At 70.2% G+C, this 26,047-nt stretch carries 22 protein-coding genes; 19 read left to right on the top strand and 3 right to left on the bottom strand.

Annotated elements, in window-relative coordinates:
- Positions 1–2: 2 nt before the first annotated feature.
- The 12 genes from murF (at position 3) to G3I78_RS21610 (ending at position 12,495) form a co-directional block, all read left to right on the top strand.
- Complete coding sequence (murF, locus tag G3I78_RS21665) at positions 3–1,403, top strand: UDP-N-acetylmuramoyl-tripeptide--D-alanyl-D-alanine ligase (RefSeq protein ID WP_164427039.1); 1,401 nt, start codon at positions 3–5, stop codon at positions 1,401–1,403.
- The gene (mraY, locus tag G3I78_RS21660) at positions 1,400–2,473 is read left to right on the top strand and encodes a phospho-N-acetylmuramoyl-pentapeptide-transferase (protein WP_164427037.1); all 1,074 of its coding nucleotides are present in this window, start codon (positions 1,400–1,402) and stop codon (positions 2,471–2,473) included. Before murF ends, mraY begins: the two co-directional genes overlap by 4 nt.
- Complete coding sequence (gene murD, locus G3I78_RS21655) at positions 2,455–3,888, top strand: UDP-N-acetylmuramoyl-L-alanine--D-glutamate ligase (RefSeq protein ID WP_203615245.1); 1,434 nt, start codon at positions 2,455–2,457, stop codon at positions 3,886–3,888. The genes mraY and murD overlap by 19 nt, the downstream gene beginning before the upstream one ends.
- Positions 3,889–3,908: 20 nt before the next feature.
- Complete coding sequence (ftsW, locus tag G3I78_RS21650) at positions 3,909–5,270, top strand: putative lipid II flippase FtsW (protein ID WP_164427035.1); 1,362 nt, start codon at positions 3,909–3,911, stop codon at positions 5,268–5,270.
- 6 nt (positions 5,271–5,276) lie between these two features.
- Entirely contained in the window at positions 5,277–6,368 is a 1,092-nt protein-coding gene (gene murG / locus G3I78_RS21645; protein WP_164427033.1) for an undecaprenyldiphospho-muramoylpentapeptide beta-N-acetylglucosaminyltransferase, read from the top strand.
- Between the two features lie 25 nt (positions 6,369–6,393).
- Positions 6,394–7,194, top strand: coding sequence for a cell division protein FtsQ (gene ftsQ, locus G3I78_RS21640; RefSeq protein WP_164427031.1), 801 nt, complete (start codon positions 6,394–6,396; stop codon positions 7,192–7,194).
- 278 nt (positions 7,195–7,472) lie between these two features.
- On the top strand, positions 7,473–8,672 hold the full coding sequence (gene ftsZ, locus G3I78_RS21635) for a cell division protein FtsZ (RefSeq protein WP_164427029.1): 1,200 nt from the start codon (positions 7,473–7,475) through the stop codon (positions 8,670–8,672).
- Complete coding sequence (gene pgeF, locus G3I78_RS21630; RefSeq protein WP_164427027.1) at positions 8,669–9,397, top strand: peptidoglycan editing factor PgeF; 729 nt, start codon at positions 8,669–8,671, stop codon at positions 9,395–9,397. Before ftsZ ends, pgeF begins: the two co-directional genes overlap by 4 nt.
- A gap of 6 nt (positions 9,398–9,403) precedes the next feature.
- On the top strand, positions 9,404–10,123 hold the full coding sequence (locus tag G3I78_RS21625) for a YggS family pyridoxal phosphate-dependent enzyme (RefSeq protein WP_164427025.1): 720 nt from the start codon (positions 9,404–9,406) through the stop codon (positions 10,121–10,123).
- A gap of 129 nt (positions 10,124–10,252) precedes the next feature.
- Positions 10,253–10,894, top strand: coding sequence for a cell division protein SepF (gene sepF / locus G3I78_RS21620; RefSeq protein ID WP_164427023.1), 642 nt, complete (start codon positions 10,253–10,255; stop codon positions 10,892–10,894).
- Positions 10,895–10,943: 49 nt separating this feature from the next.
- Complete coding sequence (locus tag G3I78_RS21615) at positions 10,944–11,234, top strand: YggT family protein (RefSeq protein ID WP_037937545.1); 291 nt, start codon at positions 10,944–10,946, stop codon at positions 11,232–11,234.
- 52 nt (positions 11,235–11,286) lie between these two features.
- Entirely contained in the window at positions 11,287–12,495 is a 1,209-nt protein-coding gene (locus tag G3I78_RS21610; RefSeq protein ID WP_164427020.1) for a DivIVA domain-containing protein, read from the top strand.
- A 156-nt stretch (positions 12,496–12,651) separates the two neighbouring features.
- Here the strand turns inward: G3I78_RS21610 and ileS are convergent, their stop codons facing one another.
- The gene (gene ileS, locus G3I78_RS21605) at positions 12,652–15,795 is read right to left on the bottom strand and encodes an isoleucine--tRNA ligase (protein WP_164427018.1); all 3,144 of its coding nucleotides are present in this window, start codon (positions 15,793–15,795) and stop codon (positions 12,652–12,654) included.
- Positions 15,796–16,385: 590 nt separating this feature from the next.
- On the opposite strand from ileS, the gene G3I78_RS21595 reads away from it, so the two are divergent.
- The 6 genes from G3I78_RS21595 (at position 16,386) to G3I78_RS21570 (ending at position 22,377) form a co-directional block, all read left to right on the top strand.
- Positions 16,386–17,756, top strand: a complete 1,371-nt coding sequence (locus G3I78_RS21595) for a TraR/DksA C4-type zinc finger protein (RefSeq protein WP_203615244.1) — start codon at positions 16,386–16,388, stop codon at positions 17,754–17,756.
- A gap of 70 nt (positions 17,757–17,826) precedes the next feature.
- Positions 17,827–18,402, top strand: a complete 576-nt coding sequence (gene lspA / locus G3I78_RS21590; RefSeq protein ID WP_164427016.1) for a signal peptidase II — start codon at positions 17,827–17,829, stop codon at positions 18,400–18,402.
- 58 nt (positions 18,403–18,460) lie between these two features.
- Positions 18,461–19,405: an RluA family pseudouridine synthase gene (locus G3I78_RS21585; RefSeq protein ID WP_020137467.1), complete on the top strand. Its 945-nt coding sequence runs from the start codon at positions 18,461–18,463 to the stop codon at positions 19,403–19,405.
- On the top strand, positions 19,402–19,872 hold the full coding sequence (locus G3I78_RS21580; protein ID WP_164427014.1) for a GNAT family N-acetyltransferase: 471 nt from the start codon (positions 19,402–19,404) through the stop codon (positions 19,870–19,872). Before G3I78_RS21585 ends, G3I78_RS21580 begins: the two co-directional genes overlap by 4 nt.
- A 125-nt stretch (positions 19,873–19,997) precedes the next feature.
- The gene (locus tag G3I78_RS21575; protein WP_164427012.1) at positions 19,998–21,572 is read left to right on the top strand and encodes a Na+/H+ antiporter; all 1,575 of its coding nucleotides are present in this window, start codon (positions 19,998–20,000) and stop codon (positions 21,570–21,572) included.
- A 64-nt stretch (positions 21,573–21,636) separates the two neighbouring features.
- The gene (locus G3I78_RS21570; protein WP_164427010.1) at positions 21,637–22,377 is read left to right on the top strand and encodes an SDR family oxidoreductase; all 741 of its coding nucleotides are present in this window, start codon (positions 21,637–21,639) and stop codon (positions 22,375–22,377) included.
- A gap of 224 nt (positions 22,378–22,601) precedes the next feature.
- On the opposite strand, the gene G3I78_RS21565 is transcribed toward G3I78_RS21570, so the two are convergent.
- Entirely contained in the window at positions 22,602–23,720 is a 1,119-nt protein-coding gene (locus G3I78_RS21565; protein ID WP_164427009.1) for a mechanosensitive ion channel domain-containing protein, read from the bottom strand.
- 30 nt (positions 23,721–23,750) lie between these two features.
- Between G3I78_RS21565 and G3I78_RS21560 the strand changes: the two genes are divergently transcribed.
- A complete protein-coding gene (locus G3I78_RS21560) occupies positions 23,751–24,320 on the top strand; it encodes a dienelactone hydrolase family protein (protein WP_164427006.1) in 570 nt (189 codons plus the stop codon).
- On the opposite strand, the gene G3I78_RS21555 is transcribed toward G3I78_RS21560, so the two are convergent.
- On the bottom strand, positions 24,317–25,975 hold the full coding sequence (locus G3I78_RS21555) for an alkaline phosphatase D family protein (protein ID WP_164427004.1): 1,659 nt from the start codon (positions 25,973–25,975) through the stop codon (positions 24,317–24,319). The two genes, G3I78_RS21560 and G3I78_RS21555, sit on opposite strands and share 4 nt — an antisense overlap.
- Between the last annotated feature and the right edge of the window lie 72 nt (positions 25,976–26,047).

Genomic DNA, 26,047 nt, shown 5'->3' with positions numbered 1-26,047 from the left:
TTGTGATCGCCCTCTCTCTCGCCGAGATCGCCTCAGTCGTCGGCGGGCAGACGCACGACATACCGGATCCGTCGGCGCAGGTGCACGGGCCCGTCGTCATCGACTCCCGGCAGGTGGCGGACGGCAGTCTGTTCGCCGCCTTCGTGGGAGAGCGCGTCGACGGCCACGACTACGCGGAACAGGCCGTCGGAGCGGGCGCGGTGGCCGTACTGGCCCAGCGCCCCGTCGGCGTGCCCTCGATCGTCGTCGAGGACGTCCAGACGGCTCTCGGCGCCCTCGCGCGTCATGTCGTACGACGCCTCGGCGCGACCCTCGTCGCCCTCACCGGCTCGGCCGGCAAGACCAGCACCAAGGACCTGATCGCGCAGGTGCTGCGCAGCAAGGCGCCGACGGTGTTCACACCGGGCTCGCTCAACAACGAGATCGGGCTGCCGCTCACCGCGCTCACCGCCACCGAGGAGACCCGCTTCCTCGTCCTGGAGATGGGCGCCCGCGGCATCGGGCACATCGCCTACCTCACGGATCTGACGCCCCCGAAGATCGGCCTCGTCCTCAACGTCGGCACCGCCCACATCGGCGAGTTCGGCGGCCGGGAGCAGATCGCGCAGGCCAAGGGCGAGCTCGTGGAGGCCCTCCCCGAGGACGGCACCGCGATCCTCAACGCCGACGATCCCCTCGTACGGGCCATGGCGTCCCGTACGAAGGCGAAGGTGATCCTTTTCGGAGAGTCCGGCGAAGCGGACGTACGCGCCGAGAACGTACGACTCACGGACACCGGACAGCCCGCCTTCAGGCTTCGCACACCCTCCGGTGCAAGCGAAGTGACCATGCGCCTGTACGGTGAGCACCACGTGTCGAACGCGCTCGCCGCGGCCGCCGTCGCCCATGAGCTGGGCATGTCCGCAACCGAGATCGCCACCGCGCTCTCCGAGGCGGGCTCCCTCTCCCGCTGGCGTATGGAGGTCACCGAGCGCCCGGACGGCGTGACCATCGTCAACGACGCCTACAACGCGAACCCCGAGTCCATGCGAGCGGCCTTGCGCGCGCTCGCGGCGATGGGCACGGGGCGGCGGACCTGGGCGGTGCTCGGCAAGATGGCCGAGCTCGGGGACGAGGCGCTCGCCGAGCACGACGCGGTCGGACGGCTCGCTGTCCGGCTCAATGTCGGCAAGCTCGTCGCGGTCGGGGGCAGGGAAGCGTCCTGGCTGCAACTGGGCGCATACAACGAGGGTTCGTGGGGTGAGGAGTCGGTGCACGTGTCCGACGCACAGGCGGCTGTCGACCTGCTGCGCAGCGAGTTGCGTCCGGGAGACGTCGTACTCGTGAAGGCGTCCCGGTCGGTCGGGCTGGAAAGCGTCGCCGAGGCGCTGCTCGGTGCCGAGGGTGAGGTTGCCGTCCGATGATGAAGCAGATCCTGTTCTCAGGAGTCATCGGCCTCTTCCTGACCCTGGTCGGCACCCCGCTGCTGATCAAGCTGCTCGCGCGCAAGGGTTACGGCCAGTACATCCGGGACGACGGCCCGCGCACGCACGGCAGCAAGCGCGGTACGCCGACGATGGGCGGTATCGCCTTCATCCTGGCGACGGTCGCCGCGTACTTCCTGTCGAAGATCATCACCGGCTACCCCCCGACCTACTCGGGTCTGCTGGTGCTCGGCCTGATGTGCGGCATGGGCCTGGTCGGCTTCCTCGACGACTACATCAAGATCGTCAAGCGGCGTTCGCTGGGCCTCCGGGCCAAGGCGAAGATGGCCGGCCAGCTGATCGTCGGCATCAGCTTCGCGGTGCTCGCGCTGATGTTCCCCGACGCCCACAACAACACCCCGGCTTCGACGCGGCTGTCGTTCATCACCGACTTCGGCTGGAAGATCGGCCCGATCCTCTTCGTGGTCTGGGCGCTGTTCATGATCCTCGCGATGTCGAACGGCGTGAACCTGACGGACGGTCTGGACGGCCTGGCCACCGGTGCCTCGGTGCTGGTCTTCGGCGCGTACACGTTCATCGGCGTCTGGCAGTTCCAGGAGTCCTGCGCCAACGCGCAGACCCTGACCAACCCGCACGCCTGTTACGAGGTGCGCGATCCGCTGGACCTCGCGGTCATCGCCTCCGCGCTGATGGGCGCCTGTCTCGGCTTCCTGTGGTGGAACACCTCGCCGGCCAAGATCTTCATGGGCGACACCGGTTCGCTCGCGCTCGGCGGTGTCCTCACCGGCCTCGCCATCTGCTCCCGCACCGAGCTGCTGGTCGCCATCATGGGCGGTCTGTTCGTCCTCATCACGATGTCGGTCGTCATCCAGGTCGGCTCCTTCCGGCTCACCGGGAAGCGCGTGTTCCGCATGGCACCGCTCCAGCACCACTTCGAACTCAAGGGCTGGTCCGAGGTCTTGGTCGTGGTCCGTTTCTGGATCATCCAGGGCATCTGTGTGATCGTCGGCCTGGGCCTCTTCTACGCGGGATGGGCAGCGGAAAAGTGACCTCCTCGGAGCCTCTCGACTGGCAGGGCAAGCACGTCACCGTCGCCGGACTCGGCGTCTCCGGCCTCCCGGCGGCCAAGGTGCTGCACGCGCGCGGGGCCGTCGTCACGGTCGTCAACGACGGCGACGACCCACGCGCGCGTGAGCAGGCCGCCGAGTTGGAGGCGCTGGGCGTCACCGTCCGCCTCGGTGACGGCGCCACCCTGCCCGAGGGCACCGAACTCGTCGTCACCGCCCCCGGCTGGAAGCCGGACAAGCCGCTGTTCGAGGCGGCCCGCGCGGCCGGCGTGGAGATCTGGGGCGACGTCGAACTCGCCTGGCGGCTCAGGGGACCCGACGCGGCCCCCTGGCTCGCGATCACCGGCACCAACGGCAAGACGACCACCACCCAGATGCTGGCGTCGATCCTGAAAGCCGCGGGCCTGCGCACCGCCGCCGTCGGCAACATCGGCACCTCCGTGCTGGACGCGGTGCTCGGCGAAGAGCGGTACGACGTGCTGGCCGTGGAGTTGTCGAGCTATCAGCTCCACTGGGCGCCCTCCGTGCGCGCCCACTCCGCCGCCGTCCTGAACCTCGCGCCGGACCACCTCGACTGGCACGGCTCCATGGATGCGTACGCGCGCGACAAGGGCCGTGTCTACGAGGGCAATCGGGTCGCCTGTGTCTACAACACCGCCGACAAGGCCACCGAGGACCTGGTGCGCGAGGCGGACGTCGAGGAGGGGTGCCGGGCCGTCGGTTTCACCCTCGGCGCTCCGGGGCCGTCCCAACTCGGCGTCGTGGAGGGCATCCTGGTCGACCGGGCCTTCGTGGAGGACCGGCACAAGAACGCCCAGGAGCTCGCCGAGATCTCCGACGTCAACCCGCCGGTCCCGCACAACATCGCCAACGCCCTTGCCGCGGCGGCCCTCGCACGCGCTTTCGGGGTGCCCGCGAGGGCCGTACGGGACGGTCTTCGCGACTTCACCCCGGACGCCCACCGCATCGCCCACGTGGCCGACGTGGACTCGGTCGCGTACGTCGACGACTCCAAGGCCACCAACACCCACGCGGCGGAAGCCTCGTTGGCGGCGTACGAGTCGATCGTGTGGATCGCGGGCGGGCTCGCCAAGGGCGCGACCTTCGACGAGCTGGTCGCCAAGTCGGCAAAGCGACTTCGCGGTGCCGTGCTCATCGGTCAGGACCGCGCCCTGATCCGCGAAGCCCTGGCGCGACACGCCCCGGAAGTACCCGTGGTCGACCTCGACCGGACCGACACTGGGGCGATGCTCGCGGCTGTCCAGGAGGCCTCCCGCCTCGCCGTCGCAGGTGACACGGTGCTGCTGGCCCCGGCCTGCGCCTCGATGGACATGTTCGCCAACTACAACAAGCGCGGTGACGCGTTCGCGGAGGCGGTTCGCGAACTCGGCTCCTGACCGACGTAGCGGAGGCGTTGATGCCCAGTAGCCGTACCGGCGGGCCGCCCGTACAGCGGGCGCCCCGGCGACCCGCCGTCTCCCGGCCCTCCCGCGAGAACCCCGTACAGCGGCTGTACGGCAACGCCAAGCGCGCCTGGGACCGGCCGCTGACCGCCTATTACCTGATCCTCGGCGGCAGCCTGCTGATCACCGTGCTCGGTCTGGTGATGGTCTACTCGGCCTCCCAGATCACCGCGCTCCAGATGTCGCTGCCGGGTTCCTTCTTCTTCCGCAAACAGTTCCTGGCCGCCTCCATCGGCGCCGGACTGCTGCTGCTGGCCTCCCGGATGCCGGTCAAGCTGCACCGGGCGCTCGCCTACCCGATCCTGGCGGGCGCGGTCTTCCTGATGGCCCTGGTGCAGGTGCCGGGGATAGGGATGTCGGTCAACGGCAACCAGAACTGGATCTCGCTCGGCGGCTCCTTCCAGATCCAGCCCAGCGAGTTCGGCAAGCTGGCGCTCGTGCTGTGGGCGGCCGACCTGCTGGCCCGCAAGCAGGACAAGAAGCTGCTGACCCAGTGGAAGCACATGCTGGTGCCGCTCGTGCCGGTCGCCTTCCTGTTGCTCGGGCTGATCATGCTCGGCGGCGACATGGGTACGGCGATCATCCTGACGGCGATCCTGTTCGGCCTGCTGTGGCTCGCGGGGGCGCCGACCCGGCTGTTCGTCGGGGTGCTGTCGGTCGCCGCGTTCATCGGTGTGATCCTCATCAAGACCAGCCCCAACCGCATGGCCAGGCTGGCCTGCATCGGTGCCACCGAGCCCAAGTCCGGGGCCGCCGACTGCTGGCAGGCCGTACACGGCATCTACGCCCTCGCGTCCGGCGGAATCTTCGGTTCCGGGCTCGGTGCGAGTGTGGAGAAATGGGGCCAACTCCCGGAAGCCCACACGGACTTCATCTTCGCCGTCACCGGTGAGGAACTGGGCCTCGCGGGGACGCTGTCGGTGCTCGCCCTCTTCGCGGCTCTAGGCTATGCGGGTATCCGCGTGGCCGGACGCACGGAGGACCCCTTCGTGAGGTATGCCGCGGGAGGTGTGACCACCTGGATCACCGCTCAGGCGGTGATCAACATCGGTGCGGTGCTCGGCCTGCTGCCGATCGCCGGTGTCCCGCTCCCGCTGTTCTCCTACGGAGGGTCCGCCCTGCTGCCGACCATGTTCGCCATCGGGCTGCTGATCGCGTTCGCGCGTGACGACCCCGCTGCGCGGGCGGCGCTTTCGATGCGGCAACCCCGCTTCGGCAGAAGGCGGGCGGGAGGCGCCGCGTCGGGACGGGGGCCTCGGAGATGGAACACGATGCGACGGCGTGCCTCGGTGGCGCGCTCGTCCGGAGAGCGGTGAATTTCGGTGCATGTCGTACTCGCCGGTGGGGGGACCGCCGGCCACATCGAGCCCGCGCTCGCCCTCGCGGACGCCCTGCGCAGGCAGGACCCGAGCGTGGGCATCACGGCCCTCGGCACGGAGCGGGGCCTGGAGACCAAGCTCGTCCCGCAGCGGGGCTACGAGCTGGCGCTCATCCCGGCCGTCCCGCTGCCGCGTAAGCCCACCCCCGAGCTGATCACGGTGCCGGGCCGGCTGCGCGGCACGATCAAGGCCACCGAGCAGGTCCTGGAGCGCACCAAGGCCGACGCGGTGGTCGGCTTCGGCGGCTATGTGGCGCTGCCCGGCTATCTCGCCGCCAAGCGGCTCGGTGTGCCGATCGTGATCCACGAGGCCAACGCCCGCCCCGGCCTGGCCAACAAGATCGGCTCCCGGTACGCCGCCCAGGTCGCCGTCGCCACGCCGGACAGCAAGCTGCGCAACTCCCGCTACATCGGCATCCCGCTGCGCCACACCATCGCCACCCTGGACCGGGCCGCCGCCCGTCCCGAGGCCCGGCACATGTTCGGCCTCGACCCCAACCTGCCGACCCTGCTGGTCTCCGGCGGCTCGCAGGGCGCCCGGCGCCTCAACGAGGTCGTTCAGCAGGTCGCGCCCTGGCTCCAGCAGGCCGGGATCCAGATCCTGCACGCGGTCGGTCCGAAGAACGAACTGCCGCAGGTGCAGCAGATGCCGGGGATGCCCCCCTACATCCCGGTAAGTTACCTGGACCGGATGGACCTCGCGTACGCCGCGGCCGACATGATGCTCTGCCGCGCGGGCGCGATGACCGTCGCCGAACTCTCCGCCGTCGGACTGCCGGCCGCCTACGTCCCGCTGCCCATCGGCAACGGCGAACAGCGGCTGAACGCCCAGCCGGTGGTCAAGGCCGGCGGCGGACTGCTGGTCGACGACGCGGAACTGACGCCGGACTGGGTCCGGGGCAACGTCCTGCCCGTGCTCGCCGATCCGCACCGGCTGTACGAGATGTCCCGCGCCGCCGCCGAGTTCGGCCGCCGGGACGCCGACGAGCTGCTCGTCGGCATGGTGTACGAGGCGATCGCCTCGCAGCGCCGTTAGGACCCGTGTACGAAGGGCAGGGAGCGTGGCCGGACCGACCACCGCCGAGCGCGGTGAACGCCAGCAGGAGTCGTCCGGCCCGCCTCCCGTCCGGCGGTGGAGACCGAGGGCCCTTCGACTTCGTACGATCATCATCCTGGCCGTGGTGCTCGTCCTCCTCGGGGCGGGCTCCGTCTGGCTGTTGTACGGATCCCAGTGGCTGCGCGTCGAACGCGTATCGGTCTCGGGGACCCGCGTCCTGACTCGGGATCAGGTTCTCGAAGCCGCCGACGTGCCGGTCGGATCGCCGCTGATTTCCGTCGACACCGATGCGATCGAGGCCCGACTGCGCCGGAAATTGCCCCGAATTGACGTGGTTGACGTCGTCCGTTCCTGGCCTCATGGAATCGGGCTGAAAGTGACCGAGCGGACTCCGGTTCTGCTTGTTCAAAAGGGCCGAAACTTTGTCGAAGTGGACGATGAAGGTGTCCGATTCGCCACGGTTTCCAAGGCCCCGAAAGGCGTCCCCGCACTGCAATTGACGCTCTCTCAGCCGGGTTCCCGGGCCGCGAGCCTGCGCCGCTTCGGCGAGGACCGGCTCGTGCGCGAAGCGGTCCGCGTCGCGGGTGACATTCCGGCCGCCGTCGCGCGCGTGACACGTTCCGTCAAGGTGCGTTCGTACGACGACATCTCGCTGGAGTTGAGCGACGGCCGGACCGTCGAGTGGGGGAGCAGCGAGAAGGGCGCCACCAAGGCCCGTACGCTCACCGCTCTCATGAAAGCCGCCCCCGATGCGCGGCACTTCGACGTCGGCGTTCCCACCGCCCCTGCGTCATCGGGGAGTTGACGCACATCAGCGCAGGCCAGCACCCTGGTTGGGCACTGCTACGGCTGATCACATAGGGTGAAAAGAAAAACGGGAGGTTCGGCGTGTTCGTTGAACGTGCGCCACTTGTCGACTTAGTGTCCTGTTCAGAAGACTCCAGGGAACAGACACACTGGTAACCCTAAACTTCAGCGTTAGGGTTCGGGTCGGCGCTACGGACCGTCCCATTCGGCATCAGTCGTCGGATCGCACTCACCCGCGAAGCGACGACACGTAACTCGAGGCGAGAGGCCTTCGACGTGGCAGCACCGCAGAACTACCTCGCAGTCATCAAAGTCATCGGTGTCGGCGGCGGTGGTGTCAATGCCATCAACCGGATGATCGAGGTCGGTCTCAAGGGCGTCGAGTTCATCGCCATCAACACCGACGCGCAGGCGCTGTTGATGAGCGACGCCGACGTCAAGCTCGACGTCGGCCGCGAACTGACCCGCGGACTCGGCGCCGGCGCCAACCCGGCCGTCGGCCGCAAGGCCGCCGAGGACCACCGCGAGGAGATCGAGGAGGTCCTCAAGGGGGCCGACATGGTCTTCGTGACGGCCGGCGAGGGCGGCGGCACCGGCACCGGCGGCGCACCCGTCGTGGCCAACATCGCCCGCTCGCTGGGCGCCCTCACCATCGGCGTGGTCACCCGCCCGTTCACCTTCGAGGGCCGGCGCCGCGCCAACCAGGCCGAGGACGGCATCGCGGAGCTCCGCGAAGAGGTCGACACCCTCATCGTCATCCCCAACGACCGGCTGCTGTCCATCTCGGACCGCCAGGTCTCGGTGCTCGACGCCTTCAAGTCGGCCGACCAGGTTCTGCTCTCCGGTGTCCAGGGCATCACCGACCTCATCACCACGCCCGGCCTGATCAACCTCGACTTCGCCGACGTCAAGTCGGTCATGTCCGAGGCCGGTTCGGCGCTCATGGGCATCGGCTCGGCCCGCGGCGACGACCGCGCGGTGGCCGCGGCCGAGATGGCGATCTCCTCGCCGCTCCTGGAGGCGTCCATCGACGGCGCCCGGGGCGTGCTGCTCTCCATCTCCGGCGGCTCCGACCTCGGCCTGTTCGAGATCAACGAAGCGGCCCAGCTGGTCAGCGAGGCCGCCCACCCCGAGGCCAACATCATCTTCGGCGCGGTCATCGACGACGCCCTCGGCGACGAGGTCCGCGTCACCGTGATCGCCGCCGGCTTCGACGGGGGCCAGCCGCCGACCCGCCGGGAGACGGTCATGGGTTCGTCCACGGCCTCGTCGGCCCGCCGCGAAGAGCCCACGCCGGTACGGCAGACCGAGAGCCGCCCGTCCTTCGGCTCGCTCGGCAGCGTCACGCCGAAGGAGGACCTGGAGCCCGCGCCCGAGCCGGCCGCCGACCTCCCGGTCGCCCCGCCGGTCCCGCCGTCGCGGACCTACTCCGACAGCGCGGCCGAGGAACTGGACGTGCCGGACTTCCTGAAGTGATAGGACGGCGCGAGAGCGTGAGCGGCGCGCACTTCGCCTTCACCGACCGGTGGGGCGGGGTGAGCGCCGCTCCGTATGAGGAGCTCAACCTCGGCGGCGCGGTCGGCGACGACCCCGAGGCCGTGCGGACCAACCGGGAGTCGGCGGCCAAGTCGCTCGGCCTCGCGGCCGACCGCGTGGTGTGGATGAACCAGGTGCACGGAGCCGACGTCGTGGTCGTCTCCGAGCCCTGGGGCGAGCGACCGGTCCCGGAGGTCGACGCGATCGTCACCGCCGAGCGCGGACTGGCCCTCGCCGTCCTCACCGCCGACTGCGTGCCCGTACTCCTCGCCGACCCGGTCGCCGGGATCGTCGCGGCGGCACACGCGGGCCGTCCCGGCCTGGTCGCCGGAGTCGTCCCCGCCGCGCTCCGCGCCATGACGGAACTGGGCGCCGACCCCGCCCGGACCGTCGCCCGCACCGGACCCGCCGTCTGCGGCCGGTGCTACGAAGTGCCCGAGGAGATGCGCGCCGACGTCGCCGCCGTCGAATCCGCGGCGCACGCCGAGACGAGCTGGGGCACACCCGCGGTCGACGTGGCCGCCGGAGTGCACGCGCAGCTCGACCGGCTCGGGGTGCGCGACCGGGAGCAGTCGCCGGTGTGCACGCTGGAGTCGGACGACCACTTCTCGTATCGCCGCGATCGCGCCACGGGGCGACTCGCGGGATATGTCTGGCTGGACTGATGGGGCATGACGGACCGTAAGGACGAACTCGCCGGAAACCTGGCGAAGGTGGAGGAGCGCATCGCCGCCGCGTGCATCGCGGCCGGGCGCAAGCGCGAGGAGGTGACCCTCGTCGTGGTCACCAAGACCTACCCCGCGAGCGATGTGCGGATCCTCTCGGAGCTCGGCGTGCGTCATGTCGCCGAGAACAAGGACCAGGACGCGGCGCCCAAGGCCGCCGAATGCTCGGATCTGCCCCTCAGTTGGCACTTTGTCGGCCAGTTGCAGACCAACAAGGTGCGATCCGTGGTCGGTTACGCGGATCTCGTGCAGTCCGTCGATCGTTCCAAGCTGGTGACGGCCCTCTCGAAGGAGGCCGTGAAGGTCGGGCGCGAGGTGGGATGCCTCATCCAGGTCGCGCTCGACGCCGGTTCGGGCGAGCGGGGGGAGCGGGGGGGCGTGGCGCCCGGCGGGATCGGGGAGTTGGCGGATCTCGTGGCCGGGGCTCCGGGGCTGCGGCTCGACGGACTGATGACCGTCGCTCCGCTCACCGGGGAATACGCGGGACGCGAACAGGTGGCGTTCGAGCGGTTGATGGATTTGTCGACCGACCTGCGCCGAGTCCATCCGGCTGCGAACATGGTCTCGGCAGGGATGAGTGCGGATCTCGAACAGGCCGTGGCAGCAGGGGCGACACATGTGCGCGTCGGCACTGCGGTACTCGGAGTCCGCCCCAGGCTCGGGTAACGTCGCCAGGAAGTCGGACCACAGCAGAAAATATGGTCATTACCGCTGGAAGGCGGGCATAACGACCTCGTGGATCGCGGGCACTTGGCAGTCGTCAGCCGATCCACCACAGAGCGGAGGACTCAGAGAATGGCCGGCGCGATGCGCAAGATGGCGGTCTACCTCGGCCTCGTGGAGGACGATGGGTACGACGGCCGCGGTTTTGACCCCGACGACGACTTCGAGCCCGAACTCGACCCGGAGCCCGAGCGGGACCGTCGACGGCATGAGCCGTCGCACCAGTCGCATCAGGTGATTCAGCCTGAAAGGGATGAATCGGTAAGAGTCGTGCAGCCTTCGGTGCCGCGTGACCCGGTGCCCCGATCCGCCTCGCCGGTCGCGGAATCGGTGCGTCCCGCGCGCATCGCGCCCGTGGCATCCATCACACAAGAGCGCGCAAGCCTGGAGAAGAACGCACCGGTGATCATGCCCAAGGTCGTGTCGGAACGAGAGCCTTACCGGATCACCACACTTCACCCCCGGACCTACAACGAGGCCCGTACCATCGGGGAACACTTCCGTGAGGGCACTCCGGTGATCATGAATCTGACTGAGATGGATGACACAGACGCCAAGCGACTTGTCGACTTTGCGGCCGGTTTGGTGTTTGGTCTTCACGGCAGCATCGAGCGGGTGACGCAGAAGGTGTTCCTGTTGTCGCCTGCTAACGTCGATGTCACGGCGGAGGACAAGGCCCGCATCGCAGAGGGCGGGTTCTTCAACCAGAGCTGAGACAGACAACCGCTGAAAGCACGGAACAGGGGAGAGGGAAAGACAAGCCATGGGCGTGTTCGCGCAGGTGATCTACATCGCGCTGATGGTGTTCCTCATCGTGCTCATCTTCCGGCTGGTCATGGACTACGTCTTCCAGTTCGCCCGCTCGTGGCAACCCGGCAAGGCGATGGTGGTCGTTCTCGAGGCCACCTACACTGTCACCGATCCACCGTTGAAGCTTCTGCGGCGGTTCATCCCGCCGTTGCGTCTCGGGGGCGTGGCGCTCGACCTGTCCTTCTTCGTCCTGATGATCATCGTCTACATCTTGATCTCTATCGTGGGCAATCTCGCGAGGTGACAGTGGACGATACGGTCTTGCCGACTGCCGATGACTACGTTGAGGTGAAGAGATGCCGTTGACCCCCGAGGACGTGCGGAACAAGCAGTTCACGACCGTCCGCCTCCGAGAAGGCTATGACGAGGACGAGGTCGATGCCTTCCTCGACGAGGTCGAAGCCGAACTGACGCGCCTGCTCCGCGAGAACGAGGACCTGCGCGCCAAGTTGGCCGCGGCCACGCGCGCCGCCGCGCAGAACCAGCAGAACATGCGCAAGCCCCCGGAACAGGACCAGCAGCAGGGCATGCCCGGACCCGGTCAGGGGATGCCGCAGCAGGGCATGCGTGGGCCCGGTCCCGGCGCCCCCGTGCCGGCCGGGATATCCGGTCCGCCGCAGCAGCAGATGGGTGGCCCCATGGGTGGCCCGCCCCAGCTGCCGAGCGGTGCGCCGCAGCTGCCCGCCGGTCCCGGCGGCCAGGGCGGTCCGCAGGGTCCCGGTCCGATGGGCCAAGGCCCCATGGGGCAGGGCCCGATGGGTCAGGGTCCGATGGGCCAGGGCGGTATGGGCCAGGGTCCGATGGGTCAGGGCACCATGGGCGGTCAGCCGCCGATGCAGCAGCAGATGGGTGGCCCGATGGGCGGCCCCATGGGCGGTCCGATGGGCGGCCCCGGTCAGGGCCCCGGTGGCGACAGCGCCGCCCGCGTCCTCTCGCTGGCCCAGCAGACCGCCGACCAGGCGATCGCCGAGGCCCGTTCCGAGGCCAACAAGATCGTGGGCGAGGCGCGTTCGCGTGCCGAGGGTCTTGAGCGTGACGCCCGGGCCAAGGCCGACGCCCTGGAGCGGGACGCGCAGGAGAAGCACCGCGTCGCGATGGGCTCCCTGGAGTCCGCCCGCGCCACGCTGGAGCGCAAGGTCGAGGACCTGCGCGGCTTCGAGCGCGAGTACCGCACGCGTCTGAAGTCGTACCTCGAGTCGCAGCTGCGTCAGCTGGAGACCCAGGCCGACGACTCGCTGGCTCCGCCGCGTGCCCCTGCGGCCGCGTCGCTGCCGCCGTCCCCGGCGCCCTCGATGGCTCCGGCCGGTGCGAGCGCCCCGTCGTACGGTGGCAACCCGGGTATGGGCAGCGGTCCTTCGCCGGCCGCTCCGTCCTACGGCGGCCAGCAGCAGATGTCGCCCGCGATGACCCAGCCGATGGCGCCGGTGCGGCCGCAGGGTCCCGGCCCGATGGGCCAGGCTCCCTCGCCGATGCGCGGGTTCCTCATCGACGAGGACGACAACTGACGGCCTCTAGTACGCCTTAGGCGTCGGCAGCGTTCAGGGAGGGGCCCCGGATCTCGATCCGGGGCCCCTCCCTTTTACGCGTGTTGATCACCACACCGGTCATGGCGAAGGCCCGGTCTCCCACAGCGGGAGACCGGGCCTTCGTGCCCCGTGGGCTTACGCCTTGCGCAGACGGAACGTCAGGGACAGGCCCTCGTCGGTGAACGGCTCGCCGTAGGAGCCGTCCGCCTCGCCCTGCGCGAAGTCGGTCGCCAGGACCTCGTCGGAGATCAGCCCCGCGTGCTCGGCGAGAGCCGCGACCACCGCCGGGTCGGTCGACGTCCAGCGCAGCGCGATCCGGTCGGCCACGTCGAGGCCGCTGTTCTTGCGGGCCTCCTGGATCAGGCGGATCGCGTCACGGGCGAGGCCCGCCTGGCGCAGTTCCTCGGTGATCTCCAGGTCGAGGGCGACCGTGGCACCCGAGTCGGACGCCACCGACCAGCCCTCGCGCGGGGTCTCCGTGATGATGACCTCGTCGGGGGCGAGCGTGACCGTCTCGCCGTCGACCTCGACCGACGCCGTGCCCTCGCGCAGGGCGAGGGAGAGCGCCGCCGCGTCGGCGTTGGCGACGGCCTTGGCCACGTCCTGGACGCGCTTGCCGAACCGCTTGCCCAGCGCGCGGAAGTTGGCCTTCGCGGTGGTGTCGACCAGGCTGCCGCCGACCTCGGAGAGGGACGCCAGCGAGCTGACGTTCAGCTCCTCCGTGATCTGCGCGTGCAGTTCACGGTCGAGGGCGTCGAAGCCGGTCGCCGCGATGAGCGCCCGGGACAGCGGCTGACGGGTCTTCACACCCGACTCCGCGCGCGTGGCACGGCCCAGCTCGACGAGCCGGCGCACCAGGACCATCTGCCTGGACAACTCCGGGTCGATGGCGGAGAGGTCCGCCTCCGGCCAGGTCGTCAGGTGCACCGACTCCGGGGCGTCAGGGGTGACCGGCACCACCAGGTCCTGCCAGACCCGCTCGGTGATGAACGGGGTCAGCGGGGCCATCAGCTTGGTGACCGTCTCGACGACCTCGTGCAGGGTGCGCAGCGCCGCCTTGTCGCCCTGCCAGAAACGGCGCCGGGACCGTCGTACGTACCAGTTGGACAGGTCGTCGACGAACGCCGACAGGAGCTTGCCGGCGCGCTGGGTGTCGTAGGCCTCCAGGGACTGGGTCACCTGGTCGGTCAGCGCGTGGAGTTCGGACAGCAGCCAGCGGTCCAGGACCGGGCGGTCGGCGGGGGCCGGGTCGGCCGCGGAGGGTGCCCAGTTCGACGTGCGGGCGTACAGGGCCTGGAAGGCGACCGTGTTCCAGTACGTCAGGAGCGTCTTGCGGACGACCTCCTGGATGGTGCCGTGGCCCACCCGGCGGGCCGCCCACGGGGAGCCGCCGGCCGCCATGAACCAGCGCACCGCGTCCGCGCCGTGCCGGTCCATCAGCGGGATCGGCTCCAGGGTGTTGCCCAGGTGCTTGGACATCTTGCGGCCGTCCTCGGCGAGGATGTGGCCGAGGCAGACGACGTTCTCGTACGACGACTTGTCGAAGACCAGGGTGCCGACGGCCATCAGCGTGTAGAACCAGCCGCGCGTCTGGTCGATGGCCTCGGAGATGAACTGCGCCGGGTAGCGGGACTCGAAGAGTTCCTTGTTCTTGTACGGGTAGCCCCACTGCGCGAACGGCATCGAACCCGAGTCGTACCAGGCGTCGATGACCTCAGGCACGCGCGTGGCCGTCTTTCCGCAGCCGCCCTGCGGGCAGGCGAAGGTGACCTCGTCGATGTACGGGCGGTGCGGGTCGAGGCCGGACTGGTCGGTGCCGGTCAGCTCGGTGAGCTCCGCGCGGGAGCCGACGACCGTGAGGTGGTCGTCCTCGCAGCGCCAGATCGGCAGCGGGGTGCCCCAGTAGCGGTTGCGGGACAGCGCCCAGTCGATGTTGTTCTGGAGCCAGTCGCCGAAGCGGCCGTGCTTGACCGTCTCCGGGAACCAGTTGGTGTTCTCGTTCTCCTGGAGGAGGCGGTCCTTGACGGCCGTGGTGCGGATGTACCAGGAGGGCTGCGCGTAGTAGAGGAGCGCGGTGTGGCAGCGCCAGCAGTGCGGGTAGCTGTGCTCGTACGGGATGTGCTTGAAGAGGAGGCCGCGCTGCTGGAGGTCCTCGGTGAGCTTTTCGTCCGCCTTCTTGAAGAAGACGCCGCCCACCAGAGGGACGTCCTCCTCGAAGGTGCCGTCCGGGCGGACCGGGTTCACGACCGGCAGGCCGTAGGCGCGGCAGACCTTGAGGTCGTCCTCACCGAAGGCGGGGGACTGGTGGACCAGGCCCGTACCGTCCTCGGTCGTGACGTATTCCGCGTTCACGACGTAATGCGCCGGTTCCGGGAACTCAACCAGCTCGAACGGACGTTGATAGGTCCAGCGCTCCATTTCGGCGCCGGTGAAGGACTGTCCGGTGGTCTCCCAGCCCTCGCCGAGCGCCTTGGTGACGAGCGGTTCGGCGACGACGAGCTTCTCCGCGCCGTCCGTCACCGCGACATAGGTGACGTCGGGGTGCGCGGCGACCGCCGTGTTGGACACCAGGGTCCAGGGGGTCGTCGTCCACACCAGGAGCGCGGCCTCGCCGGCGAGCGGACCGGAGGTGAGCGGGAAACGGACGTACACGGACGGGTCGACGACCGTCTCGTAGCCCTGCGCCAGCTCGTGGTCCGAGAGGCCGGTGCCGCAGCGGGGGCACCAGGGGGCGACGCGGTGGTCCTGGACCAGCAGGCCCTTGTCGAAGATCGTCTTCAGCGACCACCAGACCGACTCGATGTACTCGGGGTCCATCGTGCGGTACGGGTCCTGGAGGTCGGTCCAGTAGCCCATGCGGGTCGTGAGGGCCTCGAAGGCGTCGGTGTGGCGGGTCACGGACTCGCGGCACTTGTCGTTGAACTCGGCGATGCCGTACTTCTCGATGTCCTGCTTGCCGGAGAAGCCGAGCTCCTTCTCCACCGCGAGCTCCACCGGGAGGCCGTGGCAGTCCCAGCCGGCCTTGCGGGCCACGTGGTAGCCGCGCATGGTGCGGAAGCGGGGGAAGACGTCCTTGAAGACGCGGGCCTCGATGTGGTGGGCGCCGGGCATGCCGTTGGCGGTGGGCGGGCCCTCGTAGAACACCCACTCGGGGCGGCCCTCGGACTGCTCCAGGGTCTTGGCGAAGATCTTCTGCTCGCGCCAGAAGTCGAGCACGGCGTGCTCCAGCGCGGGCAGGTCGACCTGGGCGGGCACCTGGCGGTACGTCGGCGTTGTCATCAGCGGGCTTCCTCCGGCGGACTTGCTGCCTTCCGTCCGGAGGGACGAGAGCTGTCCTGTGTACGCCGGTTTCGGCGCGCTCCCGCGGTACCACCCTCCTTGGCCCGCCGGCACCTGGTGTGCGCCGGTGAACCCCCTCATTGGGGTCGCGATGCCGGGTCTACGGGCTCTTGCGGGCCTTCTTCCGGCGGCTCCGGGGTGATCTTCACGTCGCGCTCGCCCCCGGGCTTCCACCGTCCCCGGGTCGCTCTGGGCTGCGTACGCCGCTACTCGTCCCCATCCACGCTTCTCGCTCCGCCCAGTGTACGGCGCCCCGGGGACAGTGGCCGACCGGATTTCCGGGGCCCGGCGCGGAGGCCGCCGCGGGGTCCGGCGTGACCCGAATGGCGCGGCGTGGATGTTCGGATCGTGGGACGGGCCGTCCGGCGGATTACCCGGCGGGGAGCTGGGCACAACGCTTGCATGCCTCACGCCCGGCACGCGCGGGGCAGGCGAATCGGGCGGCGTGCCCCGTTGCCGCGGGACTCAAGTCGATTTATCGTCCCAGCACGATTCGCGAGCAAGATCACAATATGTGAAGGGGCCGCGGCATGGTGGCGAAGAAGACCGCCGTACAGCAGTCGGCGTCGAGCCGGTCCACGCATGCCCGTGCCTTCGGCGGCGAGGCCAAGGACCCGGGCGTCAAGAGCACGCGCGCGGGTGCCGGGAAGGCCGTGGCGAAGAAGACGGCGGCGTCCCGGAAGCCGAGCGGTGCCAAGAAGTCCACCGCCGCCACGGCGGCTCCCGGTCGGAAGGGGGCCGAGGGGGAAGTGGCCGGGGGGCCGAGACCGGGACCGGCGGCCGGGGCATCGGTCGGTGGGGAGGCGGGCGACGGCAAGGGGGTCAAGGGGGCGGGCAGGGGCTCGGGGGGCTCGGGTACGAAGAGGGCTTCGGCTGCGAAGAAGGCTCCGGTGGCGAAGAGGACCTCGGTGGCGAAGAAGACTTCGGCTGCGGGGCGGGCGTCGGCTGGGGAGAAGGCCTCGGTCGGGGAGAAGTCTTCGGCTGTGGGGAAGGCTGCGGTCGCGGGGAAGTCGTCGGCTGGGGAGAAGGCTGCGGTCGAGGGGAAGTCCTCGGCTGTGAAGAAGACTTCGGCTGCGGGGCGGGCGTCGGCTGGGGAGAAGGCCTCGGTTGAGGGGAAGTCCTCGGCTGCGGGCAAGGCGCCGGTCGGTAAGAAGGCGTCCGGTGTGAAGAAGAAGGCGGTCGCCAAGAAGGCCGTCGTGAAGGGTGCGGACGAGGGGACGGCGGCGGCGAAGGCCGCTGGGAGGAAGAAGGCCGCGAAGGACACCGCGGTCACGGAGACGGTCGCCGAGGAGGCCGGGGTCCCGCAGGGGGACGTCGGGCAGGCCACCTCCGGCAGGGGCACCCCCGCGAAGCGGGCGGCCAGGAAGAGCACGGCCAAGAAGGCGGGCGCGGCCGAGGCCGCGAAAAAGACGGGAGCCACGACGGTGGTTGCGAAGAAGACCCCTGGCACGGCCACAGCGGCGAAGACCGCCCTACCCAACGCGCGCGTCGCCGCGGTGGAGCCCGGCGAACTCGCGGTGCGCCCCGGTGAGGACCCGTGGACGCCCGAGGAGGTCGCCGAGGCGCGCGCGGAGCTGACGGCCGAGGTCCTGCGGCTGCGCACCGAGATCTCCACATCGGAGGAGTCCCTGGTCGGGCTCATGCGGGACTCCGGGGACGGCGCGGGCGACGACCAGGCCGACACCGGCACGAAGAACATCACGCGCGAGAGCGAGATGGCCCTCGCGGCCAACGCGCGCGAGATGCTCACCCAGAGCGAGCGCGCCCTCGGACGCCTCGACGCCGGCACCTACGGACTCTGCGAGAACTGCGGCAATCCCATCGGCAAGGCGCGGATGCAGGCCTTCCCGCGCGCGACCCTGTGCGTGGAGTGCAAGCAGAAGCAGGAACGCAGGTACTGACGGGTATCCGGGTGCCGAGGGGCGTGCCGTACTCTCGTCCTCAGTCAGGTACCTAGGTTGAGGGACTCACGTGACAGAGGCGGAGCGCATCATCGGTACGCCGGATTCCCCAGAGGCGGCGGGGGCCGAGCCGGAGCAGGACCGGGCGTCGGGGGCCAGGGGCAAGCGGCGCATCGCCGTGCTGTTCGCGGTCGCGGCCTTCGCGTACGCCCTCGACCTGGTCAGCAAGATGATCGTGGTCGCGAAGCTGGAGCACCACGAGCCGATCGAGATCATCGGTGACTGGCTGAAGTTCGAGGCGATCCGCAATGCGGGCGCGGCCTTCGGCTTCGGCGAGGCCTTCACCGTGATCTTCACGGTGATCGCGGCCGCCGTGATCGTCGTCATCGCCCGGCTCGCCCGCAAGCTCTACAGCCTGCCCTGGGCGATCGCCCTCGGCCTGCTGCTCGGTGGCGCGCTCGGCAACCTCACCGACCGGATCTTCCGCTCGCCCGGCGTCTTCGAGGGCGCGGTCGTCGACTTCATCGCGCCCAAGCACTTCGCGGTCTTCAACCTCGCCGACTCGGCGATCGTGTGCGGCGGCATCCTGATCGTGCTGCTGTCCTTCAAGGGGCTCGACCCGGACGGGACCGTCCACAAGGACTGAGCCCCGGTTTTCCACAGGCTCGGTCGGGGGCTTCGGGCGGGTCCGGCATACTCGACGGGTGAGCACGATTCCCGAGATCCGAACCCTGCCCGTACCCGACGGCCTGGAGGGCGAGCGCGTCGACGCCGCCATCTCCCGGATGTTCGGTTTCTCCCGCACCAAGGCGGCCGAACTCGCCGCCTCGGGGAAGGTCACGGTCGACGGGTCGGTGGTCGGGAAGTCCGAGCGGGTGCACGGCGGGGCCTGGCTGGAGGTCGAGATGCCGCAGGCGCCGGCGCCCGTGCAGATCGTCGCCGAGCCGGTCGAGGGCATGGAGATCGTCCATGACGACGACGACGTGGTCGTGATCGTCAAGCCGGTCGGCGTGGCCGCGCACCCCTCGCCGGGCTGGACCGGCACCACCGTGATCGGCGGGCTCGCCGCCGCCGGGTACCGGATCTCGACCTCGGGTGCCGCCGAGCGCCAGGGCATCGTGCACCGGCTCGACGTGGGCACCTCGGGGCTGATGGTCGTGGCCAAGTCGGAGCGGGCGTACACCTCGCTCAAGCGCCAGTTCAAGGAGCGCACGGTCGACAAGCGCTACCACACGCTCGTCCAGGGCCACCCGGACCCGACCAGCGGCACCATCGACGCGCCCATCGGCCGGCACCCTCAGCACGACTACAAGTGGGCGGTCACCGCCGAGGGCAAGCCCTCCGTGACGCACTACGACCTCATCGAGGCGTTCCGCGCGGCCTCCCTGCTCGACGTGAAGCTGGAGACCGGGCGCACCCACCAGATCCGCGTCCACATGGCGGCCCACCGGCACCCCTGCGTCGGCGACCTCACCTACGGCGCCGACCCGACCCTCGCCAAGCGACTGCGCCTGACCCGGCAGTGGCTGCACGCCGTGCGGCTCGGCTTCGAGCACCCCGGGGACGGGGAGTGGGTGGAGTTCGCCAGCGACTACCCCGAGGACCTTCAGCAGGCCCTGGACCTGGTGCGCGAGGAGACCTACGGGTGAGCACGCACGCGTACGCGGTGCGGGTCGCCGAGGACCCCGCCGACCGGGAGGCGTGCTTCTCGGTGCGCAAGGAGGTCTTCGTCGGCGAGCAGGGCGTGCCCGAGGACATCGAGTACGACGCTTTCGACGCCGTGGCGGTGCATGTGCTGGCCGTGCGGGAGGACGGGGTGCCGCTCGGGACCGGGCGGCTGCTGCACGGCGAGGCGGCGGCCGGGAAGACCGGCGGTGACCCGTCGGTGGGGTCGCTGGGGCGGCTTGCGGTGACGCAGGCCGCGCGTGGGCTCGGGGTGGGCGCCGCGCTGGTGCGGGCCATCGAGGACGCGGCACGCGCGCGTGGGCTGGCGGCCGTGGACCTGCACGCGCAGACGCACGCGCTGGGGTTCTACGAGCGGCTGGGGTACGTGGCGTACGGGCCGGAGTTCCCGGACGCGGGGATCGCGCACCGGGCGATGCGGCGGGTTCTCTGACCCTCGCCGGGAGGGCGGGGTCTCCGACGGTCGCCAGGAGTGGGAGCGGCGGTCGGGAAGGTCCGTCGGTCGAGCGGGCAGACTGAAGGGACCGTTGCTTCGTCGATGCGCCCGGAGTTCTGACCGTGGACCAGTTGGCCCTGTTGTTCGTTCTGCTGCTGGGGGCTCTGATCAGCGTCCCGGTGGGGGACCGGTTCGGGTTGCCGGCGCCGGTGCTGATGACGCTGCTCGGGATAGTGCTCGCGGTGCTGGACTTCGTACCGAATGTCGACATCCCGCCCGAGCTGATCCTGCCGATCCTGTTGCCGCCGCTGCTCTACGCGGCCGTACGGCGCACGTCCTGGCGGCAGTTCGCGGCCAACAAGCGGCCCATCTTCCTGCTCGCCGTCGCCCTCGTGTTCGTGACGACCCTGTGCGTGGCCGTCGTCGCCCACGCCATCGTGCCGGGGCTGCCGATCGCCGCCGCCGTCGCGCTCGGCGCGCTGGTCGCGCCGCCTGACCCGGTCGCCGCGACCGCCGTGGCGGGGCAACTCGGGCTGCCCCGGCGGCTGGTGTCCATCCTGGAGGGCGAGGGGCTCTTCAACGACGTGACGGCGATCGTGCTCTACCACGTGGCCGTCGCCGCGGCGGTGAGCGGTTCGTTCACGCCGGGGGAGGCCGTCTTCGAGCTGGTGCTCTCCGCGGTGGTCGCCGTCGCCGTGGGGCTCGCGCTGGGCTGGGGCGCCAACAGGCTGATGGACCTGCTCGGCGACGCCACCCTCCAGATCGGCCTCACGGTCCTCGTGCCGTACGCCTCCTACGTGCTCGCCGAGGAGCTGCACGGCTCCGGTGTGCTGGCCGTGCTGACCACCGCCCTGTTCCTCGCCGAGTACTCGACCGACGCCGACGACGTGATGACCCGGCTCGCCGGGCACACCTTCTGGGACATCGTCGACACCCTCGTCACCGGGGTGGCCTTCGGGCTGATCGGGCTCGAACTGCACAACGCGATCAGGACCGCGTCCGGGCGCTGGGGCGAGATGCTCGGCTGGGCCGCGACGATCGTCGCCGTGGTCGTCGTCGTACGGCTGTTGTGGCTGCTGCCGGCCACCTGGCTCACCAAACGGATGCACGCCAAGCGGGACTACGACGAGGAGATCCCGATGGGATGGCGGGAGACCGTCGTCATGTGGTGGTCCGGGATGCGGGGCGTGGCGTCCGTGGCGCTGGCGCTGGCCATTCCGCTGGAGGTCGACTCCGGGGCCGGCTTCCCCGACCGGGATGAGATCGTGTTCATCGCGTTCGGGGTGATCATGGCCACGCTGGTGCTCCAGGGGCTGACCCTGCCGTGGCTGGTGAAACGGCTGGGGGTGCGGGCCGACAGCGAGCGGGAGAAGGAGTTCGAGAAGACGCTGGCGGTACGGGCGGCGAAGGCGGCCAAGCGGCGGCTCAAGGAGATCGAGAGCGTCGAGGAACTGCCCGAGGAACTGTCCGAGCAGATGCTGCGGCGGGCGTTCGAGATCGGGGTGCGGATCTCGCCCGAGATGGGCGACGAGGAGCGGCGCGAGGCCCGGCGGCGGCTCAAGCGGATGCGGCGGATCCAGTCGGAGATGCTGAGCGCGGCGCGGCACGAGGTGCTGGCGGCGCGGAGTGAGCCGGGGGCCGATCCGGAGGTCGTGGACCGGGTGTTGCGGCATCTCGACGTCCGTAGCCTGCGGTGACGTGGCTGCGACGATCGGGTAAATCCGGGTGGGCTGCCCGGAGATCTGTTTGTAGGGTCCGGACATGGCTCGCAACGTGGTGATCAGCGGTGGCGGTACGGGAATCGGGCTCGCGGCGGCGCGGGCGTTCGCGGCGGAAGGGGACCGGGTGCTGCTGCTCGGGCGACGCGCCGAGGTGCTGTCCGAGGCGGGGGTGCCGGGGGCGTTGGCCTACGCCGCCGATCTCGGTGACGTCGAACAGGTGCGGGGGGTGGTCGGGTTCGTGGGGCGGGAGCTCGGGACCGTGGATGTGCTGATCCACAGTGCCGGGGGGACCGGGCAGCTCGAACCGGCCGTGGAGGGCGGTGACGCGCTCGATGCCGTCGCGCACAACTGGACGGTGAACTTCCGGCTCAATCTGCTGACGGCCGCGTTGCTCACCGAGGGTTTGAAGGAGCGGCTTGCCTCGCCGGGTGGGCGGGTGCTGTTCGTCAGTTCCATCGCCGCGTATCGGGGGTCAGGGAACGGGGCGTACGGGGCGGCGAAGGCGGGGTTGCATCCGTACGCGCACGATCTGGCGCGGGAGTTGGGGCCGCGTGGGATCACGGCGAATGTGGTGGCGCCGGGGTATGTCGAGGACACGGAGTTCTTCGGGGCGGCTATCGATCCTGCTCGGCGGGAGCGGTTGATCGGTGACACGTCGACGGGGCGGGCGGGGGTGCCGGGGGATGTCGCCGCGACGCTTCACTGGCTGGCGTCGGCGGGGGCTGCGCATGTGACTTCTCAGGTTGTGCAGGTCAATGGTGGGGCTGAGAGGGGGCGGTGACCTCCGGTGGTGGGGCGGGTACGGGGCATTGGCCGTGGGTGGTGGGGCGGGTGCGGGGCGGTGGGGGCTTGTCGCGCCCGCGCGGCGGTAGCCGCAAATCGATACAGCCCCGCGCCCCCAAAAAACGAAGCGGGCGCCCCGCGTCTTCAAGGAATCCGATGCTCCCCGTGCCGCAAAAATGCCGACGTGCCCCACGCACCGCGCCCCAAGACAGATGCCCCCCGTCAGCCCCGCCCCGTCCTCGGGGGCTCGTGGGCCCGGCGTGGAGACTCGCCGTCCCTCAGGTTGCCGTTTGCCTGCCGGAGTTCTGTGGGGAGTGCCGCGTCCGCCGTGTTCACTCGGGGCAGGGCGTGTGGGTGGTGTTCGGTGAGCCAGCGGATCATCTGTTCGCGGACCGTGACGCGGACCGTCCAGATGTCGTCGGCGTCCTTGGCGGTCACCAGGGCGCGGACCTGGATGGTGTTGGGGGTGCTGTCGGTGACGGCAAGGCCGTAGTCGCGGCCGTCCCAGGCCGGGCACTCGCGCAGGATGTCCCGCAGTCGCTCGCGCATCGGCTCCAGCGGGGCGGAGTGGTCGAGGTGCCAGTAGACGATGCCGGTCATCTGTGGGGTGCCGCGGGACCAGTTCTCGAACGGTTTCGAGGTGAAGTACGACACCGGCATGGTGATCCGGCGCTCGTCCCAGGTGCGGACCGTCAGAAAGGTCAGGGTGATCTCCTCGACGGTGCCCCACTCGCCGTCCACGACCACGGTGTCGCCGATGCGGACCATGTCGCCGAAGGCGATCTGGAGCCCGGCGAACATGTTGCTGAGGGTCGACTGGGCGGCGACACCGGCGACGATGCCGAGGATTCCGGCCGAGGCCAGCAGCGAGGCGCCGGCCGCGCGCATCGCGGGGAAGGTCAGCAGCATCGCGGCCACCGCCACCACGCCGACGACCGCCGAGACCACCCGCATGATCAGCGTGACCTGGGTGCGGACCCGGCGGACCCGGGCGGCGTCGTGGTGGGCGCGGGCGTAGCGGGTGTAGGTGCTCTCCACCACGGCGGCGGCGATCCGGATCACCAGCCAGGCGGTCGCCCCGACGAGGATCAGGGTCAGTGCCTGGCCGATGCCGACCTTGTGGTCCTCCAGGAGCTTCGCCTGGTCGTAGGAGCCTCGGAGCATGGCCGCGCAGAGCACGAGCTGGTAGGGGATGCGGCCACGCCGGAGCAGCCCCCACAGCGGGGTCTCGCGGTGGCGTTGGTCTGCCTTGCGCAGCAGCAGGTCGGTCGCCCAGCCGATCAACAGCGTGAGGACGACCGAACCGCCGATGACGATCAAGGGGCGCAGTACGTTCTCCATGCCCCCGACCGTACTGGCACGATGGCCCTCATGAACATCATGCTCTTTCACTCGACCTACGGACCGAGGCCCGCGGTCCGCGAGGCCGCCGACCGGTTGCGGGAGGCCGGGCACGAGGTGTGGACGCCCGACCTCTTCGAGGGGCACACCTTCGAGACGGTCGAGGAGGGCATGGCCTTCAACGAGTCCGTCGGCAAGGACGAACTGCTCAAGCGGGCCGTCCTGGCCGCCGCGCCCTACTCCGAGCGCGGGCTCGTCTACGCCGGACTCTCGCTCGGCGCCTCCGTCGCGCAGACCCTCGCCCTCGGCGACGAGAAGGCCCGCGGCCTGCTGCTCCTGCACGGCACCTCGGACATCGCGCCGAACGCGACGGCGGACGGCCTGCCGGTCCAGCTGCACGTGGCCGAGCCGGACCCCTTCGAGACCGACGACTGGCTGAGCGCCTGGTATCTCCAGATGGGCCGCACCGGCGCCGACGTCGAGGTCTACCGCTACGCGGGAGCCGGTCACCTCTACACCGACCCCGGACTGCCGGACTACGACGAGGAGGCCGCCGAGGCCACCTGGCGGGTGGCCCTCGGCTTCCTCGGCACGCTCTAGACGGGGCTGTACGTCCGCTCCACCTTCTGCGTGCCGGAGCGGGTGCGGTACGAACGCTCCCAGGACGAGGTCGCGTCGGCCTTCGTCTTGTCGGACAGGACGTAGTAGTCCATCTGCGCCCGGTCGGCGGTGATGTCCAGGACGCCGTAGCCGTGGCGGTCCGTGTCGACCCAGTGGACGTGCCGGTTGGCGAGCTGGATGACCGGCGCGGCGAGCGCGGTGACCGTGCCCTCGGGGACCTTGATGAGGTCGTCGAGGTTGTCCGAGGTGACCGAGGTGACGACGAACTCCGTGGCGGCGGAGGCCGACAGCGGGTAGGTCCCGGCGTCCACCGGCACGTCGTTGGCCCACGCCATGTGGATGTCCCCGGTCAGGAACACGGTGTTGCGGATCGCGTTGGAGCGCAGGTGGGCCAGCAGTTCGCGGCGGTCGTCCGTGTAGCCGTCCCACTGGTCGGTGTTGAGGGCCAGGCCCTCCTTCGGCAGCCCGAGCAGCTCGGCGAGCGGCTTGAACAGGTCGGCGGAGAGCGAGCCGATCGCGAACGGCGAGATCATCACGGAGTTGCCGACCAGCCGCCAGGTGGTGTCACTCGACTTCAGACCGGCCTTCAGCCAGTCCAGCTGGGCGCGGCCCGTGATGGTGCGGTCCGGGTCGTCGACCGTGCCGTTGCCCACGGCCACCTGCTGCGAGCGGAAGGACCGCAGGTCGAGCAGGGAGAGGTCGGCGAGCTTGCCGAAGCGCAGCCGCCGGTAGGTGGTGCCCGCGAGGGCCGGACGCACCGGCATCCACTCGAAGTAGGCCTGCTTGGCGGCCGCCTGACGGGCCGTCCAGGCGCCCTCGGTGCCCTCGGTGTGGTTCTCGGCACCGCCCGACCAGGCGTCGTTGGCGAACTCGTGGTCGTCCCAGATCGCGACCACGGGGGCGACCGCGTGCAGCGCCTGGAGGTCCGGGTCCGTCTTGTACTTGCCGTGCCGGACCCGGTAGTCGGCCAGGCTCAGGATCTCGTGGGTCGGTGCGTGCTGCCGTACGACGGTGTCGCGGGTGCCGTACTCGCCGGTGCCGTACTCGTAGATGTAGTCGCCCAGGTGCAGCCAGGCGTCCAGGTCGCCGCGGGCCGCGAGATGGCGGTACGACGAGAAGTAGCCGGCCTCCCAGTTGGCGCAGGAGACCACGCCGAAGCGGAGGTTGGTGACGGCCGCGTCGGTCGCCGGCGCGGTGCGGGTGCGCGCCGACGGGGAGTCGGTGCCGCCGGCCGAGAAGCGGAACCAGTAGTCGGTCGCGGGCGCGAGGCCGCGGACGTCCGCCTTGACCGTGTGGTCGGAGGCGGCGGTCGCGGTGACGGAGCCCTTGGCGACGATGTTCGTGAAGGCCTTGTCCCGGGCGACGGTCCAGCCGACCTCGGTGTCCGGGCCGAGCCCGGAACCGGGTACGGCCGCGGCGGTCGGGGTCACCCGGGTCCACAGCAGGACGCCGTCCGGGAGCGGGTCACCGGAGGCGACACCGTGCAGGAAGGCGGGGGCGTCGGCCGCGCGGGCCGGGAGGGCGGCGGCGAGCGGGGCGGCCAGGACGGCGGTGGCGGCCGCCGCCTTGACCACCGTACGGCGACGCGGGTTGAGGGCGTCGAGAGGCTCGGACGATCTGTATCGACTGGTCACGGGCCATCAGGTTACTGATCGGTACGGACGAGAGCGGGCGAACTCGCAAAAGTTCGCCCGCTCTTTGCCGGG

The organism is Streptomyces sp. SID13726, assembly GCF_010548375.1.
Classification (GTDB): domain Bacteria; phylum Actinomycetota; class Actinomycetes; order Streptomycetales; family Streptomycetaceae; genus Streptomyces.
Note: the sequence above shows the minus strand (reverse complement) of the source record. Positions and strands in the feature narration are given on the sequence as shown.